This window comes from Gilliamella sp. Bif1-4, from assembly GCF_001690535.1.
Classification (GTDB): Bacteria; Pseudomonadota; Gammaproteobacteria; order Enterobacterales; family Orbaceae; genus Gilliamella; species Gilliamella bombi.
This window is the reverse complement of sequence record NZ_LZHC01000024.1, coordinates 37340-54614: the sequence shown is the minus strand read 5'-3', so window position 1 is coordinate 54614 and position 17275 is coordinate 37340. Positions and strand designations below refer to the sequence as shown.

General features: G+C 35.8%; 17 protein-coding genes and 1 riboswitch. Of the genes, 12 read left to right on the top strand and 5 right to left on the bottom strand.

Translation table 11 applies throughout. The annotated features are described in order from the left end of the window. Positions 1-38: 38 nt before the first annotated feature. From A9G25_RS03025 to thiD, 8 genes are all read left to right on the top strand, one after another. Positions 39-860, top strand: coding sequence for a Dam family site-specific DNA-(adenine-N6)-methyltransferase (locus A9G25_RS03025; protein WP_065625684.1), 822 nt, complete (start codon positions 39-41; stop codon positions 858-860). Positions 861-896: 36 nt separating this feature from the next. Next, positions 897-1574, top strand: coding sequence for a ribulose-phosphate 3-epimerase (gene rpe, locus A9G25_RS03020; RefSeq protein WP_065625683.1), 678 nt, complete (start codon positions 897-899; stop codon positions 1572-1574). Next, a complete protein-coding gene (locus A9G25_RS03015; RefSeq protein ID WP_065625682.1) occupies positions 1567-2262 on the top strand; it encodes a phosphoglycolate phosphatase in 696 nt (231 codons plus the stop codon). Before rpe ends, A9G25_RS03015 begins: the two co-directional genes overlap by 8 nt. Positions 2263-2285: 23 nt before the next feature. After that, positions 2286-3281, top strand: coding sequence for a tryptophan--tRNA ligase (gene trpS, locus A9G25_RS03010; protein WP_065625681.1), 996 nt, complete (start codon positions 2286-2288; stop codon positions 3279-3281). Between the two features lie 108 nt (positions 3282-3389). Beyond that, the gene (trkA, locus tag A9G25_RS03005; RefSeq protein WP_065625680.1) at positions 3390-4751 is read left to right on the top strand and encodes a Trk system potassium transporter TrkA; all 1362 of its coding nucleotides are present in this window, start codon (positions 3390-3392) and stop codon (positions 4749-4751) included. A 37-nt stretch (positions 4752-4788) separates the two neighbouring features. Further along, positions 4789-4890: riboswitch (TPP riboswitch) on the top strand. Positions 4891-4954: 64 nt separating this feature from the next. Next, positions 4955-5740 (top strand): hydroxyethylthiazole kinase, encoded by a 786-nt coding sequence (gene thiM, locus A9G25_RS03000; RefSeq protein ID WP_065625679.1) that lies wholly within the window; start codon positions 4955-4957, stop codon positions 5738-5740. 12 nt (positions 5741-5752) lie between these two features. After that, positions 5753-6394, top strand: a complete 642-nt coding sequence (gene thiE / locus A9G25_RS02995; protein ID WP_065625678.1) for a thiamine phosphate synthase — start codon at positions 5753-5755, stop codon at positions 6392-6394. A gap of 11 nt (positions 6395-6405) precedes the next feature. Then, positions 6406-7200 carry a bifunctional hydroxymethylpyrimidine kinase/phosphomethylpyrimidine kinase gene (gene thiD, locus A9G25_RS02990; protein WP_065625677.1) on the top strand — a complete coding sequence of 265 codons (795 nt, stop codon included), beginning with the start codon at positions 6406-6408 and terminating at the stop codon, positions 7198-7200. A 160-nt stretch (positions 7201-7360) separates the two neighbouring features. Here the strand turns inward: thiD and A9G25_RS02985 are convergent, their stop codons facing one another. Beyond that, complete coding sequence (locus tag A9G25_RS02985) at positions 7361-7567, bottom strand: heavy-metal-associated domain-containing protein (RefSeq protein ID WP_065625676.1); 207 nt, start codon at positions 7565-7567, stop codon at positions 7361-7363. Between the two features lie 561 nt (positions 7568-8128). On the opposite strand from A9G25_RS02985, the gene A9G25_RS02975 reads away from it, so the two are divergent. Beyond that, positions 8129-9160, top strand: a complete 1032-nt coding sequence (locus A9G25_RS02975) for an AI-2E family transporter (RefSeq protein ID WP_065625674.1) — start codon at positions 8129-8131, stop codon at positions 9158-9160. Between the two features lie 277 nt (positions 9161-9437). Here A9G25_RS02975 and A9G25_RS02970 read toward each other — a convergent pair whose 3' ends face one another. After that, on the bottom strand, positions 9438-9866 hold the full coding sequence (locus A9G25_RS02970) for a four helix bundle protein (protein WP_065625673.1): 429 nt from the start codon (positions 9864-9866) through the stop codon (positions 9438-9440). On the opposite strand from A9G25_RS02970, the gene A9G25_RS02965 reads away from it, so the two are divergent. The 3 genes from A9G25_RS02965 (at position 9861) to A9G25_RS02955 (ending at position 11195) form a co-directional block, all read left to right on the top strand. Continuing rightward, on the top strand, positions 9861-10145 hold the full coding sequence (locus A9G25_RS02965) for a hypothetical protein (RefSeq protein ID WP_065625672.1): 285 nt from the start codon (positions 9861-9863) through the stop codon (positions 10143-10145). The genes A9G25_RS02970 and A9G25_RS02965 overlap by 6 nt on opposite strands. A 201-nt stretch (positions 10146-10346) precedes the next feature. Beyond that, positions 10347-10787, top strand: a complete 441-nt coding sequence (locus A9G25_RS02960; protein ID WP_081297126.1) for a hypothetical protein — start codon at positions 10347-10349, stop codon at positions 10785-10787. A 24-nt stretch (positions 10788-10811) separates the two neighbouring features. Continuing rightward, the gene (locus A9G25_RS02955; RefSeq protein ID WP_065625671.1) at positions 10812-11195 is read left to right on the top strand and encodes a hypothetical protein; all 384 of its coding nucleotides are present in this window, start codon (positions 10812-10814) and stop codon (positions 11193-11195) included. Positions 11196-12049: 854 nt separating this feature from the next. Here the strand turns inward: A9G25_RS02955 and A9G25_RS02950 are convergent. From A9G25_RS02950 to A9G25_RS02940, 3 genes are all read right to left on the bottom strand, one after another. Beyond that, positions 12050-12964 (bottom strand): hypothetical protein, encoded by a 915-nt coding sequence (locus tag A9G25_RS02950; RefSeq protein ID WP_065625670.1) that lies wholly within the window; start codon positions 12962-12964, stop codon positions 12050-12052. Between the two features lie 961 nt (positions 12965-13925). Continuing rightward, positions 13926-14822, bottom strand: coding sequence for a hypothetical protein (locus A9G25_RS02945; protein ID WP_141674983.1), 897 nt, complete (start codon positions 14820-14822; stop codon positions 13926-13928). Positions 14823-15555: 733 nt separating this feature from the next. After that, complete coding sequence (locus A9G25_RS02940; protein ID WP_065625668.1) at positions 15556-17028, bottom strand: hypothetical protein; 1473 nt, start codon at positions 17026-17028, stop codon at positions 15556-15558. Between the last annotated feature and the right edge of the window lie 247 nt (positions 17029-17275).

Here is a 17275-nt window from a genome sequence, read left to right as displayed (position 1 = left end):
CGTTTATTTATCCGATCAACGACAAATAGGAGTATCCGTTGAAGAAGCAACGAGCCTTTTTAAAATGGGCTGGAGGAAAATATGAGCTTGTGGAGACAATTAAACGGTATCTACCAGAGGGCGATCAGCTAATAGAACCTTTTGTTGGAGCTGGTTCTGTTTTTTTAAATACTAACTATAAAAGTTATATCTTAGCGGATATCAACCATGACTTAATTTCATTATTTACATTATTAAAATCAAGTCCAGATCAATTTATCCGTGACCTTAGATTACTATTTGTTGCTCAAAATAATCACTCAGATGCGTTTTATCAATTGCGTGATGTATTTAATGGAAGTAAAGATCAGTACATCAGATCGCTTTTATTTGTCTATTTAAATCGACATTGTTATAACGGCTTATGTCGTTATAACAACAATGGACTATTCAACGTACCATTTGGACGTTATAAGACAATTTATTTTCCTGAAAAAGAACTTTACTTTTTTGCAGAAAAAGCTCAAAAAGCACAATTTATTTGCGCACCTTACCACGAAGTAATGAAAACAGCGGCAAAAAATTCAGTAATTTATTGTGATCCACCCTATATACCCCCAAATGAAACAGCTGGATTTACGGCTTATTACTCAAATATATTTGGATTTGAAGAGCACAAAAACTTGTCAGAATTAGCTGAAACTATGGCGTATAAAAAAAACATACCCGTGCTTGTATCTAATCATTATACTGATTACACAATGAACCTTTATAATAATGCAAGCAAACTCTATCGAACAGAAATGAGACGTTCAATTAGCTGTGCTGGTAAAGGAAGAAAAAAAATTGACGAGATTTTAGCATTATACAAAAAGTCTTAAATAGCTAAATATAAGGCAAGTTATTAGAGGTAAGTTATGAAAGAATACATTATTGCTCCATCAATATTATCGGCTGATTTCGCTCGCCTTGGTGAAGATACACAAAAAGTGCTAGATGCAGGAGCTGATGTAATACATTTTGATGTCATGGACAACCATTTTGTACCTAATCTCACAATGGGAGCAATGTTTTGTAAAGCTTTACGAAACTATGGTATTAAGGCTCCCATTGATGTGCATTTGATGGTATCACCTGTTGAAGAGATAATTACCTCATTTGCCAAAGCTGGTGCAACCAATATATCTATCCATCCAGAAGCTACTGTCCATTTGGATCGTTCATTACAGTTAATTAAAGATCATGGCTGCACAGCTGGTATTGTATTTAATCCAGCTACACCGCTTGATTATTTAGATTACGTCATGGATAAAATTGATATTATTTTATTAATGAGTGTTAACCCAGGTTTTGGAGGTCAATCTTTTATACCTTCAACAATTAAGAAATTACAACAAGCTAAACAGCGCATTATTGAATCTGGACGCAATATTCGTTTAGAAATTGATGGCGGTGTAAAGATTGACAATATTGCCGAAATAGCTAGAGCTGGCGCCGATATGTTTGTTGCTGGCTCAGCGATATTTAGCCAACCCGATTATAAAACAGTTATTGACGCCATGCGTAAAGAATTAGCAGGAGTTGAACATGAATAAACTAGAAAATATTCAAGCAGTAGCTTTTGATTTAGATGGTACATTAGTTGACAGCGTACCAGGACTAGCATTAGCGACACAAAATATGTTAGCGGACTTGAATCTACCTACAATCAGCAACGAACAAATCAAAAATTTTGTAGGCAATGGTATTGATATTATGCTAGAACGAGTATTCAAAGCAATTGAAGTCGATCCATCAACAGAATTATTTGCCAAAGCTAAAGAGCTATTTAATCAGCACTATGATAAAGTCATCGATGCAGAAACAAAGCTATTTCCCAACGTTAAAGAGACCTTAAAAGTACTTCACGATAATAATTATCCACTAGCATTAGTAACCAATAAACCCGCACAATTTTTGCCTGCTTTGCTGACTTCTTTAGGCATAAAAGAGTACTTTTCATTAGTGCTTGGTGGCGGGGATGTGATTAAATTAAAACCACACCCAGCCCCTTTATATCAAGTAATGGCTAAATTTGGATTGTTTTGTGATCAGTTACTTTTTGTTGGTGATTCAAAAAATGATATTACTGCAGCCCAAAATGCTAACTGCCCAACTGTTGCATTAAGCTATGGTTATAACTATGGCATATCGATCGCCACTAGCAACCCTGACTTTTTACTAGATGATTTTAAAGATATATTAACATTATTACCTCAACCAAAAACTGAGGCAAAAAAATAATTCGCATAGATTAGGAATAAATTATGAGCAAACCGATTGTATTTAGTGGCGCTCAGCCATCAGGAGAACTAACACTTGGCAACTACTTAGGTGCTTTAAAAAATTGGGTGGCTCTGCAAGGCGAATATGATTGCATTTATTGCATCGTCAATCAACACGCAATTACCGTACGCCAAGATCCGAACAAATTACGTAAAGCCACATTAGACACACTCGCCCTATATTTAGCTTGTGGTATTGATCCGCAAAAAAGTACCATTTTTGTACAATCACAAGTGCCTGCGCATGCAGAACTCGGCTGGGCATTAAACTGTTACACCTATTTTGGTGAACTTAGCCGTATGACTCAATTTAAAGATAAATCATCTCGTCATTCTGAAAACATCAATGCGGGATTGTTTGATTACCCTGTACTGATGGCTGCGGATATTTTGCTTTATCAAGCAAACTTAGTACCAGTAGGTGACGATCAAAAACAACATCTTGAACTATCACGCGACATTGCTATGCGATTTAATGCACTTTATGGTGATATATTTACTATTCCTGAGCCCTTTATTTCGAAAGTGGGAGCTCGCGTCATGTCACTACAAGAACCTGCTAAAAAAATGTCTAAATCAGACGAAAATCGCAATAACGTAATTGGTTTACTCGAAAATCCAAAAGATATCGAGAAAAAAATAAAACGTGCAATGACCGATTCAGATGAGCCACCTGTGGTACGTTACGATCTAAAAAATAAAGCTGGTGTTTCAAACCTACTTGACATTTTAACTGTCGTGACAGGTAAACCTATCAGCGAACTTGAAAAAGAGTTCGAAGGCAAAATGTATGGCCATCTTAAAACCGAAGTAGCAACACAAGTCATTGATATGCTAACTACACTTCAAGCAAAGTATCATCAGTATCGAGATGATGAGAGTTATCTAATTTCAATAATGCAAGAAGGGGCAGAAAAAGCACGCTCAAAAGCCGAACCCACTTTGAAAAAAGTTTATGATGCAATCGGTTTTGTATAATTGAAAAATTAATAACTGATTGTTACTAAAAATAAAACAGTATGCAATGGCTTTAATATACAAGGAAAATGGGTAACAATTAAAGCCATTTAAATATACAGGTTAGTTATGAAGATTATTATTCTTGGTGCAGGACAAACAGGTAGTGCGCTTGCTGAATATCTTGTTACTGAAAAACAAAACGATGTCACGGTGATTGATGAAAATTATGATAAATTACAATCACTACAAGAACGTTTTGATTTACAGGTGATTTGCGGAAAATCATCTTACCCACAAGTTTTAGAAAGTGCAGGTGCTGAATCAGCTGATATGCTTGTTGCTGTAACTAACTCTGATGAAGTCAACATGATGGCCTGCCAAATTGGGCATGTCATGTTTAATATTCCACAAAAAGTTGCGCGCATTAGATCACCTGAATACAATAACGAAAACTACCCTCTTTTCAATAAAGATTGTATTAATATCAATCATATCATTGCTCCAGAAAATCTTATCACCAACCATATTAGTCAATTAGTACAATATCCTGGTTCGCTACAATTTGCATCTTTTTACGACAATCGTGTCTGTTTGGTTGCCGTTACCGCTTATTATGGCGGTGCTTTAGTGGGTAGTGAATTATCAGAACTCAAAGAACATTTACCACATGTTGAAGCTCGAGTAGTTGCTATTTACCGTAAAAATCGTTTTATCCGCCCGCTTAGTTCAACACTTATCGAAGCAGGCGATATGGTCTACTTTATAACTCCACCCGTTAATATCAAAGCAGTGACCAGTGAGTTACAACGGTTAGAAAAACCATATAAACGAATAATTATCAGCGGCGGTGGTGGTGTAGCTGTCGCTCTAGCAAAACGTTTAGAAAATGACTATCAAGTCAAATTAATAGAGCGGAATGCCGAACGAGCCGAATTAATTGCCGAGCAACTCGTTAATACAACAGTATTACATGGTGAATCATCGGATCAGGAATTACTCTCACAAGAACAAGTTGAACTTACTGATCTATTTATTGCTGTTACCAGTGATGATGAATCCAATATCATGTCCTCCATGTTAGCCAAAAGAATGGGAGCAAAAAAAGTAATTGTACTAATTCAACGCCAAGCCTACCTTGAACTAATTAATGATAGTGTGATTGATATTGCGATTTCTCCACAACACGCCACAATATCTGAGCTATTAAGCCATGTTAGACAAACTGGGGTTGTTAAAGTTGTTTCATTAAGACAAGGGGAATCCGAAATTGTCGAAATTATTGCCAATGGTAATAGTGAAACATCAAGACTGGTTGGCAAAAATATTAATGGTCTAAAACTCCCATCGGGTGCAACCATCGGAGCTGTAGTGCGTGGAGAAGATGTTATTATCGTTAATACTGATTTAACCATTGAAGACAATGATCATCTAATCATCTTCTTACCAGATAGAAAAGCAATTACCGATATTGAAAGATTATTACAATAGCTTGTTAAAAACAAATAATCAGTTCATAATAAAAAATCATTTTGACTCGGGGTGTTTTTTGTCTAAACAAAAAACTGAGATTTCACCCGTTGAACCTGATCTGGATTATACCAGCGTAGGGAAGTCTAAGCCATAAAAGCCTTAAACTGGCAAATTCTTCCCGACATTTATAGAACTAATAAATCAGTAAGAAAGGAAGAAATATGTCAGTAACCAAATCATTCCAAATTACCCAAACTGCTCCTTTTATCAATCATATAAAACAACAACGCCCACTTGTGCATTGCATTACTAATGATGTAGTCCAAAATTTTACCGCTAATGTGCTACTTGCTATTGGTGCCTCTCCAGCAATGGTGATTGCCGAACAAGAAGTTGCTGAATTTGTCAACATTGCCGATAGCTTACTGATTAATATTGGTACTATTCACAGCAACACAGCCCAAAGTATGCTATTAGCGGCCGACAAGGCACAGCAAACACAAACTCCATGGGTACTCGATCCTGTTGCTGTAGGAGCTGCACTTAATTATCGAACTGAAATTGCACATCAATTATTATCATTTAATCCCACAGTAATACGAGGTAATGCTTCAGAAATATTAGCACTAAATGGTCAAAAATCTTTCTCAAAAGGCCCCGACGGTCAAGACACAACTCAATCAGCTTTAAACGCTGCCCAAGAGTTTGCGCAAAAATATCAAACTATTGTCGCAATGACAGGCGATGTTGACTATATAACTAACGGAAACAGCACATATAGTATAACTGGTGGTGATATTGCTTTAACAAAAGTAACAGGTACAGGATGCTCATTATCTGCAATGGTAGCGGCTTTCATAGTTAATTCGCCTGACCCATTATCAGCCACTGCCTGTGCATGTTTTATGATGAAAAAAGCTGGTGAGCTAGCTAATAAACAACAAGGACTGGGGACTTTCTCGATATCACTATTAGATCAACTCTCAACATTTAATCCATCGCTTTAATAAGGAAATCAGATGAAAAAACAACTGGATTTAACCCTCTATTTAGTCCTTGATCCATTATTATGCGGCGGCATTAATGGCATGGTAAACACCACCAAAATTGCTGTTTCAAATGGTGTGACTGCAATACAGTTAAGATCCGAACGTGAGTTTAGCGGTAAAGATTGGTACTACGCTGCCTTAGCATTGAAAGAAGCATTAAGCGACACCTCTGTTCCACTATTTATTAATGATCATGTAGATATTGCTTTAGCGGTTGATGCCGATGGTGTCCATATTGGACAAAGTGATTTGCCTGTTGATGTAGCTCGACAACTTATCGGCAAAGATAAATGGTTAGGCCTTTCGGTAACTAACCAACAACAACTTGAAGCAGTTTCTTGGCAGAAGGTTAATTATATTGGCATAGGACCTATCTTCCCAACCATAACCAAAAAAAATGCAACGGTAGCAATAGGAACTGAACAATTAACTGAATTAGTCAAACTAAAACAGTGCCCAGCTGTTGCCATTGGTGGTATTGATGAAAGCAATATAACTAACATTATTAAAACGGGCATTGACGGTGTTGCAGTGGTTTCGGCTATCTGTGGCAAAAAAGATATTCAACAAGCAACATTATCGCTTATCAACAAAATCAAACAAGCTAAATAGGAAACACTATCATGACAACAATTGCATTAACCATTGCAGGATCTGATCCTAGTGGTGGTGCTGGTATTCAAGCCGATTTAAAAACTTTTTCTGCACTTGGTGCATATGGTATGTCAATTATCACTGCCCTAACAGCACAAAGCACTCAAGGGGTTGATGCGGTATTAGCTATATCGCCCGAATTTATTGAAGCCCAATTTAATACACTTTATCAAGATATTGAAATTGATAGCGTAAAAATGGGTATGCTAATGAATAAAGAAATAGTCGCAACCGTTCACCACCTTCTTAAAACAAACCCTATTCCTACTATCGTGTTAGATACTGTAATGGTTGCTAAAGGTGGACATCCCCTTTTAAAGTCTGATGCCGTAACAGCTATTCGTGAGCTTTTATTACCCTTAGCCACAATTATCACTCCCAATCTACCTGAAGCAGCCGCGCTACTTGATTGTGATGAAGCTAAAACCGAAGATGAAATGCAAAAGCAAGGGCATGAATTACTCAAGTTAGGCTGTAAAGCGGTATTAATGAAAGGAGGACATTTGCCCAGCAATGAAAGCCCTGATTATTTAATCACTCAAAATAACACAGTTAAAATAACCGCCCCACGCATTCAAACAAAAAACACCCACGGCACAGGTTGCACATTATCCGCAGCGATTGCCGCATTATTACCTAAAAACAGCTTGCCAGATGCAATAGCCCAAGCCAAAAATTATCTACACGGCGCAATTAGTCATGCTAACGATTTAAATATAGGGAAAGGAATTGGACCTACACACCATTTTTACCGTTGGTGGTAATAAGCCGACAATAATAAATTTTTCATCAAAATTCGTAAAAAAACAGAAGATTGATTGATTTTATTTAAATTTTAGGTGTTTTTAGTGTTTAAATTTCATATAAAAACAATAATCAAATCAGATAGTTTAAGGATTTCATGCCCAAAAAATCTTATCAAAACTAACCAAAAGCAACACCAACAAACTGGAAGCCAGCTTTATCAATCGCCACAATAACGGCTTCTTGCGAAATAGTACTATTTTCGATATCAACCTCATGTTTGGCCAAATCAACGGTTACTTTTGCTTTTGGATCAATATCATTGATTGCTTTAGTTATTGTTTTAACACAATGTTGACAACTCATATTATCGACTATAAATTTCATAAAAACCTCTCTTTTCAATATCATTTTGAATAAATAAAAAGCGAAAGTGACAATTTTTATCACCAATTTGATCCGATATAATTTATTATTTACTATTAATTTGCAGTTTAACACTTGTAGGATGTTTTAAACCTAGCTCTATCGAACGTTGAATTGACAATCCTGCCGCTAATGAAACAAAATTGACCATTGATGGTAGTGAACTAACCATTCCCGCAAGATATGGTGTTAATTATACGCTTGAATATGGCAAACATACAATGTTGTATAATAATGATTCACTCAATTTTATTGTCAAGCCAGCTAAATTTGGTGAGTCAGGTTTTATTAATCCAATACAAAGCAATTGTTTTCTATACACCGTTATACCTTAGCGTTTATATGACAAACTCCATTCACTTATTTTTATCACTACAAAAAACACATTGTAAAGCTCACCTTATTTAGCAAGTATAATAACAAGCAGACAAATAATTGAGTATTTGTTACAATTTTAACTATCTTTTACGCTATATACCCACTCAATATATTGCATTAATTATTAAAGGAAATAAATCAATAATGTTACTTAATAGCAATCAAAAATTAGGCATATTTTGTCTTACACTGTTCTCGGTTAGTTTCATTATCTTAATGCAAGTGCATTTAATGCCAGCAGTAATTGCAGGCTTATTAACCTATACATTAACTCAAAAATTAGATGATTTTTTATCACGAAAAATGATCCGTTTTAGCCATAGGTCAAAATTAATTTCGGTATTGGTACTTACAACTTTAATTATTGGCATTTTTATTGGTGGCTTTTGGTATTTATTTGCTTGGTTTGTTGATATGGCCAAGCATCCAACCGAAACATTAACAAATTTGAAATTACTGGTCAACAATGTAATCAGCAGTCTACCAACAAGTATTACCCATTATTTACCTGATGATCTAGATGAAGTTAAATCAACTATAATGACTTACCTTAAAGATCATGTGTTTTATCTACAATCTATTATTAAAAAAGTGTTTCATGATCTAATTATATTAATTGTAGGAATGATCATTGGATTAATTCTGGGTTATAAAGAAAATCAACGCAACGCTGATCATAATCAAATTACACAAAGGCCATTGACTAAAGCCTTGAAAACTAGCCTAAACCGATTAGTAGTGGTTTTCCAATATGTAGCTATCTCTCAAGTTGTGATTGCATTATTTAATACCGTAATGACGGCGATTTTACTATTTATTATTCTGCCCGTGTTTGGTATTCATTTACCATTTAGTAAAAGTTTAGTGCTAGCAACATTTATTTTTGGTCTAATTCCAATTATTGGAAACCTGATTGTCAATACAATAATCTTTTTTGTCGCATTTACCGTATCATTTTCTGTTTCAATAATAATTATTGTTTATTTAATTTTAATCCATAAAATGGAATATGTACTTAATGCTAAAATTGTCGGAACAAAAATCCATGCTGGTATCTGTGAATTACTAATTGCGATGCTATTTTTAGAAACTCTTTTTGGTGTGATTGGTTTAATTTTTGCGCCTATTTTTTATGCGTTTATAAAATTATCACTAAAAGAATTACGAATTATTTAAATCTATTCAAATTAAAATCGGGTTATTATGTTTGGCTAAAAAGATCCAACAAATCCATCAAACTTAGCGAATATATCAAAAAACAGTATTGATACCATAAGGCACGTTATTGATAGGGTTAGTTTTGGTTGATGGGGTAGGTGCTTTTTAAAGGCATAAAATCGCTCCGATAGACTATTGATTTTATTTATGTTTTACTCCTATTTTTTCAATAGTGCTATTTACCACCAAAACCTAAAGCATTCAAAATGTTGTTCTTGATGTAAGTTAAAAATACTTATTTAACTTGACCCCAATCCTCATCATCCACCTGCGCCATAAACCAACGTTGCCAGCCAGTAGTCTGTTTTTGGATGTTGTCGATGGATTGGTTGAATGAAGCAAAAGCACCGTGCGAAATCATTTTCATCTTCCAACCCACACACAACAACCCTTTAATCACATCTAACGAAGCACGAATAAGTTGTAACTGTTTAACGGCTGATTGACATTCTTCGATGTTATCTCGGTCAACGATATTAGACAATACCGCAAAGCGTATTGCCCCTGTAAGCTCGGTTAAAATCGCTTCGCCGGTGGTAAATTTAAACGATTTAGGTAAATGACAATGCGTTTGCCAATAGCATTGGTATAATGTCACTAAATCATTAAATATTTTAGGTTGAACAAAAGTTGATTTAACAGTGTTGAGCAATTCATCATGCATAATAACCTCACAAAACAATTATTAAATGCAGCCACACAAACCGCACAAAGTTTACAAAAATCGTTATCACTATTTAACATTGCTGAACTCTGTAACGAGTTAGCAAGCGATGTACTAAACCAAAAGTACCAACCAAGCACCTATACACGTTTTGCCGTTTGCGACCCAAAGCTACGCGAAATCTATGCACCAGCTTATCGTGACCGATTATTGCAATGTTGGTTAGTAAACCAAGCTGAGCCTATCCAGATCACTGGATCGTTTGGACAGATAAATTAAAATTACACAATGGTCTGGAAATAACAGAACAAACAGCAATAACTGAAAAGGTTCAGCTTGAACTATTTTCATGGGGCAAGGTATACAACCAGTTGGCTTCAGGTAGAACTTTGGGAGAAGTTATGCAATACTCCTTCGCGGCTATGGTGGTAAGTAAAATTCCTTAAATAAAAAATATATGGCAATAACATAAAGGGTAAAGTGTTTAAAAAACACTTATTTTTAATAAAAATTCAATTAATCTCAATAAATTATATGAAAAGATCACGATATTATTTAATTTTAATTATTAACTTATTTTTAGTTTTTTCACTTATGGGATGTTTTTGTAGACAAAAAATTGAAGTACTACCAAAATCTTTACCCAATGCCTTTTTCGGTAAACCTTATTATGCTGAAATAAATATTAATGGCGGTATAGTTCCAAATGATCTTTTTTTCTATCATATTGAACCTGAAAATTCAGGGCTTGAGCTATCACCATCCTATTTCGATATGCGTAATTCATATAATAATCTTACCATAAAAGGAACACCTAAAGTGAACGGAACAATTATTATTAAATTTAATGGTGGTACTCTTGGAACAATGTGTCCAGGTAGCGAGTTTGAAAAAACTTATACTATCAATGTTGAGGAATAGTTTACTTATATCTAGATAAATTATATGAAAAGATCACGATATTATTTAATTTTAATTATTAACTTATTTTTAGTTTTTTCGCTTATGGGATGTTTTTGTAGGCAAAAAATTGAAGTGCTACCAAAATCTTTACCCAATGCCGCTTTTGGTAAACCTTATTATGCTGAAATAAATATTAATGTTGGTGTAGTTCGCAGTGATTCCTATCATATTAAACCTAAAAATTCAGGGCTTGAGCTATCTCCATCCTATTTTGATTGGAATAATTCATATAATGATTTCACCATAAAAGGAACGCCTAAAGTGAACGGAACAATTAGTATAGAATTTACAGGAACTACTTATGTAACTATGCGTTGTCCAGCTAGTCAGTTTAAAAAAATTTATACTATCAAGGTTGAGGAATAGTTTACTTATATCTATATAAATTATATCAAAAAATTAAGGATAATGGTATCTCTCTTTATCGTTCAAAAAATATTTATGGCAAGGGCAGGACTTGAGCCAGAATGTAGTTAACGGTGGCATACATAAATATTACATCCGTTGGACTTGGATTGACAGAATGAAACAATTAAACATTGATAATCGAATGTTTAAAAAATAGTTGGCTAGTTTTTTGGCGGACTTTTTTGTAAAGAAATGTAAAGATGAAAACGATTGGCTTTAGAGATAAGTAAATTTTTTAATTAAAATAGGGTGTTAGCTTTAGGACTTTTTGATTTTTGCGGAATAATTAATATTGCTGATAACATCTAAAACACAAACACGCCCAACAGCTCAGTTTGGTGTGCTAGCTTTATTTCGTTATCGGCATATTTTGATGCTGTGATAAGGCAAGCATATTAGCATTGTGGTGCTATAAGTGTGTTTTTTGCTCTAAAATCGTTCAGGTAGACCATTGATTTTATTGGAGTTTTTATTTGCGTTTCTAAATAAAATCAAACATTTATAGGCTAGTTTTTTATTACGTTGAATTTGGCTTTTTAATAAAAGCGCTTTTGTTATTTGATAATAGTTATTTAATAATAACTTGTTAATAACAGCCAGTTAATAACAGTCAGTTAATAACAAAAGCGCAAGCTTTTAAGTCGTATCGGTCGGGGTGCTATTTTGATTTTCTGCCATTAAAGCGCAAGGCTCGCAGACTTTGCCTGCTCAGCGCCCCAACTTACGCGGGGGCTTTATTCTTTGTTATATTATCCTCTCAAGCACCGTAACCCCCTTCCGCGCCCTAAGGATTAAGAACTAAACGCTAAAAGCTAAGGTGCGGTGCAAAGGCCATAGCGGGAGCTGCTGACAAAGGCGTTGCCGACGAGGCCGCTGTACGAGTAGACATCGAACTGGAAGCTACCTACTGCGTCGCTCGTCCAGTAGTTGTAGGGGACGAAGCCCGCATCACGGTAGTAGTGCATGTAGCCCCACTCCGTGAAAAAGCCAGCGCCTATTTGACGTTGGTATTCACGATGTACTGACGACGGCGTGGCGCCATCTACGCCATTTATACATGGGAAATTAAAATTTACACCACACTTCGCATTGGTTAAATCCCTTACCCGTGGCATTCTATACCCCAAACTATTACACCATGCTAACTGGTCACTATAAGGTTCATATTGACCACCCCGATTGACGAACCACTGTCTCAACACAAATCCATATTTTACTACCTCAATGCCATATCTATCTCTACCCACTAACTCAAACGTCTGCGGTAACTCTGGCTTAGCTATTTGACTAGGTTTAGGATTATTCCTTTGAGTTCTTGCCTCTGGACCTGTTAACTTAACACGGGCGACAACTTTTGCAAAATCCTCCCAAGGAATCCAATAGTCATTAGGTACAACATTTGTCACTGTTGCAGTAATTCCCTCATGCGTGACTGGTTCCCATTTCAATTCATTTATATCTACTTCACTTATGAGTAAATCAAAATATAAATTATGCGCTCCTGTAGTTGGAAAATTGAGGTTGTATGATTCAGGATTGATTGATTGAACTAGGAAGCCCTTATCAGGATTCCATATGTCAACTGGGCCTGCAAATTTGTCATCACCCGAAAATAGATTCGGCCTTACATAATCGATAACTGGCGACGGTATTACTATTGCATCACTACGATTACCTGCTCGAGCTTTTTTACCATTCAATGCCTGTAAATTCGATGAAGATGACAATAATAACAATGCTAATACTAGCAAAGCTGTTTTAGGTGATTTAGGTGATTTGAGCGATAATTTCGAAGATATAAATAAGTTTCGAGTAAAAACTTGTCGAATAGGATTATTTGATAAATTTAAGACATAGGTTTGCCAGTGCTTGTGCCTTGTGCCTTGTGCCTAAAAGGGTACTGCATTTCGTTCCACCTGTCAAGTAATATTTTGTTTTATTTGAATTTTTATGTTTATTCGCTTATTTAATAAGCTTGTCTTTCTAAAGCGATTAAAGTATAGCCGTTTAAGGAATGATTGACTAGTTTTTTGGCGGACTTTTTTGTAAAGAAATGTAAAGATGAAAACGATTCGGCTTTAGTGATAAGTTAATTTTATAATTAAAATAGGGTATTAGCTTTAGGACTTTTTGATTTTTGCGGAATAATTAATATTGCAGATAACATCTAAAACACAAACACACCAAACAGCCCAGTTTGGCGTGCTAGCTTTATTTCGTTATCGGTATATTTTGATGCTGTGATAAGGCAAGCATATTAATATTGTGGTGCTATAAGTGTGTTTTTTACTTTAAAATCGTTCAGGTAGACTATTGATTTTATTTAAGTTTTCATTTTCATTTCTAAATAAAATCAAACATTTATAGGCTAGTTTTTTATTACATTGAATTTGGCTTTTTAATAAAAGCGCTTTTGTTATTTGATAATAGTTATTTAATAATAACTTGTTAATAACAGCCAGTTAATAACAGTCAGTTAATAACAGTCAGTTAATAACAAAAGCGCAAGCTTTTAAGTCGTATCGGTCGGGGTGCTATTTTGATTTTCTGCCATTAAAGCGCAAGGCTCGCAGACTTTGCCTGCTCAGCGCCCCAACTTACGCGGGGGCTTTATTCTTTGTTATATTATCCTCTCAAGCACCGTAACCCCCTTCCGCGCCCTAAGGATTAAGAACTAAACGCTAAAAGCTAAGGTGCGGTGCAAAGGCCATAGCGGGAGTCGCTGGCACTGAGGCTGAAGACGAAGCCGTAGCGCGAGTCGACAGGGAACTGGTAGCTACCTGTAGCGTCGCTCGTCCAGTAGCCGGTGCTGACGAAGCCCGCATCAGTGTAGTTGCTCATGGTGCCCCACTCCGTGAAAAAGCCAGCGCCTATGTGACGCTTGTAATGATTATCTGATGAACTAGGTGCTGCGCCTAAATTATTATAGTTTGCATTGGTTAAATCTCTTACCCGTGGCATTCGATAACCCAAACTATTACACCATGCTAAATGGTCACTATAAATGCTCCATCGACGACCCCGATTGACGAACCACTGCCTTAATACAAATCCATATTTTACTACCTCAACGCCATATATATCTCTACCCACTAACTCAAACGTCTGCGGTAACTGTGGCTTAGCTATTTGACTAGGTTTAGGATTATTCCTTTGAGTTCTTGCCTCTGGACCTGTTAACTTAACACGGGCTACAACTCCCCAATCTTCATAAGGAAGCCACCAATCCTTAGCTACAACATTTGTCACTGTTGCAGTAATTCCCCCCAAAGTAACGGGTTCCCATGTCAATTCTTCTGGTTCTATTCCTGTTATGAGTAAATCAAAATATAAATTATGCGCACCTGTGGTCGGGAAATTTTGATTGTATGATTCAGGATTGATAGATTGAACTAAAAAGCCCTTCTTAAGATTCCATATGTCAGCTGGGCCTGCATATATCCCAACCCCCCGTTCTAGATTCGGCCTTGCATAATTGATAACTGCCGACGGTAGCATTATTGCATCACTACGATTATCCGCTCGATATTTTTTACCATTCGCCTGTACATTCCATAAAGATGACAATAATAACAGCCCCAACACCAATAAGCTTTTTCGGGACAATTTCGATAATAAGTTGAGAGATAATTTCGAAGATATAAATAAGTTTCGTGCAAAAACTCGTCGAATAGAATTATTTAATAAATTTAAGACATAGGTTTGCCAGGCCTTGTGCCAAAATGATACTGCATATCACATTCCTTGTGCTAAGTAATACTTTTTTTATCTAAATTTTTATAACTATTCGCTTATTTAATAAGCTTGTTTTCCTATAGCGGTAAAAGTATAGCTATTTAAAAAATAGTTGGCTAGTTTTTTGGCGGACTTTTTTGTAAAGAAATGTAAAGATAAAAATGGTTCAGCTTTAGTGATAAATGAATTTTCTAATTAAAATAAAATGTTAGATTTGCATTTTAACCATTTCCAGAAATGGTTAATCATAGTGATAACATCCGAGCCAAGGGAATTCACTTTAAATCCTTTACTTGAGCATAAACACTGTAGCTATTTTATCCTCCAAAGACCAAAACGTCTGAAACACTGCATACTAAAATAGACCTTGGTTTAATTACAACATCAAACCCACAAAAACCGCCAACCACACCTTTACCATCATGGGTCTGGAAGGCTGTTTTGGCTTTTTAGTCATTAAAAACACTAGGCTCGCAGACTTTACCTGCTCAGCGCCCCAACGGCGCAGAGCTTGGTTCTTTACTACCTTGTTTGCTCCATAAACTTCCCTGCCCCCTAAGGATTAAGTACCAAATAATAAATGCTAAGGAGTGACACAAATAGCATTATAAGAATACCAATCTAAATTCAAACCAAGGTCTATTAAACCATCACCATTGCCACCATTGTTTACGACGAATGGTAAACCACTTTCATTAGTGTCGCTTGTTATACTATAGTAGAGAATAGGAGGAGATTCACCGGGGGAGCGATAATAAAAATAAAGTGCGCCCCACTCTGGATAAAAACCAGCACCTATTTGACGCTGGTACATATTATTTTTTGAAGGTGGCTTAGCACCAATAGCTCCCTGACACTCTTCACTCTCCAAAAGACCAGAACAGACTGCATTAGTCAGATCCCTTACCTGTGGAACACGATAACCTACACTATTACACCAAGATGTTTGATTAAAATAAGTATTCATGCTATCTCCACGATGCACAAACCACTTCTGCAGAACAAACCCATATTTTACTACCACATTTTTATTACTATCTTTACCCTCCAGTTCAAATACCTGTGGTAAATTTGGTTTGGGAATTGGATCTGGACTGTCTGTTTGTTTTTGAGCATCACTTGCCTTAGGACCTGTTAGCATAACGCGAGTTACTTTCTCTTCATTGGAAATCCCCGATTCCCACCAATCTATTTCCTTTTCTATCACAGTAGCAGTTATTCCCCCACGTGTGACTGAATCCCAAGTTAACTGCTTACTATCAACTCCACTTATGTTTAAATCAAAATACAATCCATCACTACCCGTTGTTGGAAAATTTCGACCATACTGTAACGGCGTAGCTGATTGAGTCAAAAACCCTTTATCAGAATTCCATATATCAACTGGACCAGCAAAGTTATCTTCACCTTCTCTTAAATTCGGCCTTACAAAACAGATAGCTGGCGATGATTTTGGATTGATATAATATGTTGTACGACTTTCTGTGAAGGTATTAATATCTGGTACACCATACAAAGTTTTTAAATAACCATCTGTACTACTTAACTCTACTTTATAAGGCGCATTACATATCGTTAATACTTCATTACGATTAACCGTTTGGTTATTTTTATCAGTAATACTCAGCCTGATATCCCCACTTGCTGTTATACTATCTTCTTTTCCGTCTCCATCATCATCCCCCCATTTACCCTGTGCTACTAATCCACTTATACTTATTGAGTTGCTTGATCGCGGAACCAACATGCCTATATCAGCAAAACTTTGACCTATTGCAGGTAACACAATCGGATTTGTCGGTGATGAAGGATTATTTTGCGGTGTGAATGTTCGACCGTCCGATAACTTAATACTTAATAAGTCATCTGTGGTAGTCAATTTGGTAGTGCCGTCATCAAAAATTAAATAAGGCGCAGAACCGTGAATGCGCTCAGAAGTAGTGGCCGATAATGCCTGAGATTCTAAGGAATAAGGTAATAACAATAACGGCATCAACGACAATGGAGTTTTTAAAAATAATTCCGATGATGATTTGAAGAATAATTTCGAATACATAAATGAGGTTCTTTTAAAAAACTTTCTACTAGAGATATTTGATAAATTTGAGACATAGTTTTGCCTGTGCTGAAGTCTGAAATGATACGGCATTACGATCCATCCAGTTAAATAATTTGTTTTTTGTTTATACTTGCTCATTAAATAAGCTGATTTCCCATAATGGATAGAATTATAACTATTAAGAAAAAAAGCGACTAGTTTTTTTGATGATTTTTTTGTAAAGAAATGTAAATAAACATAAATA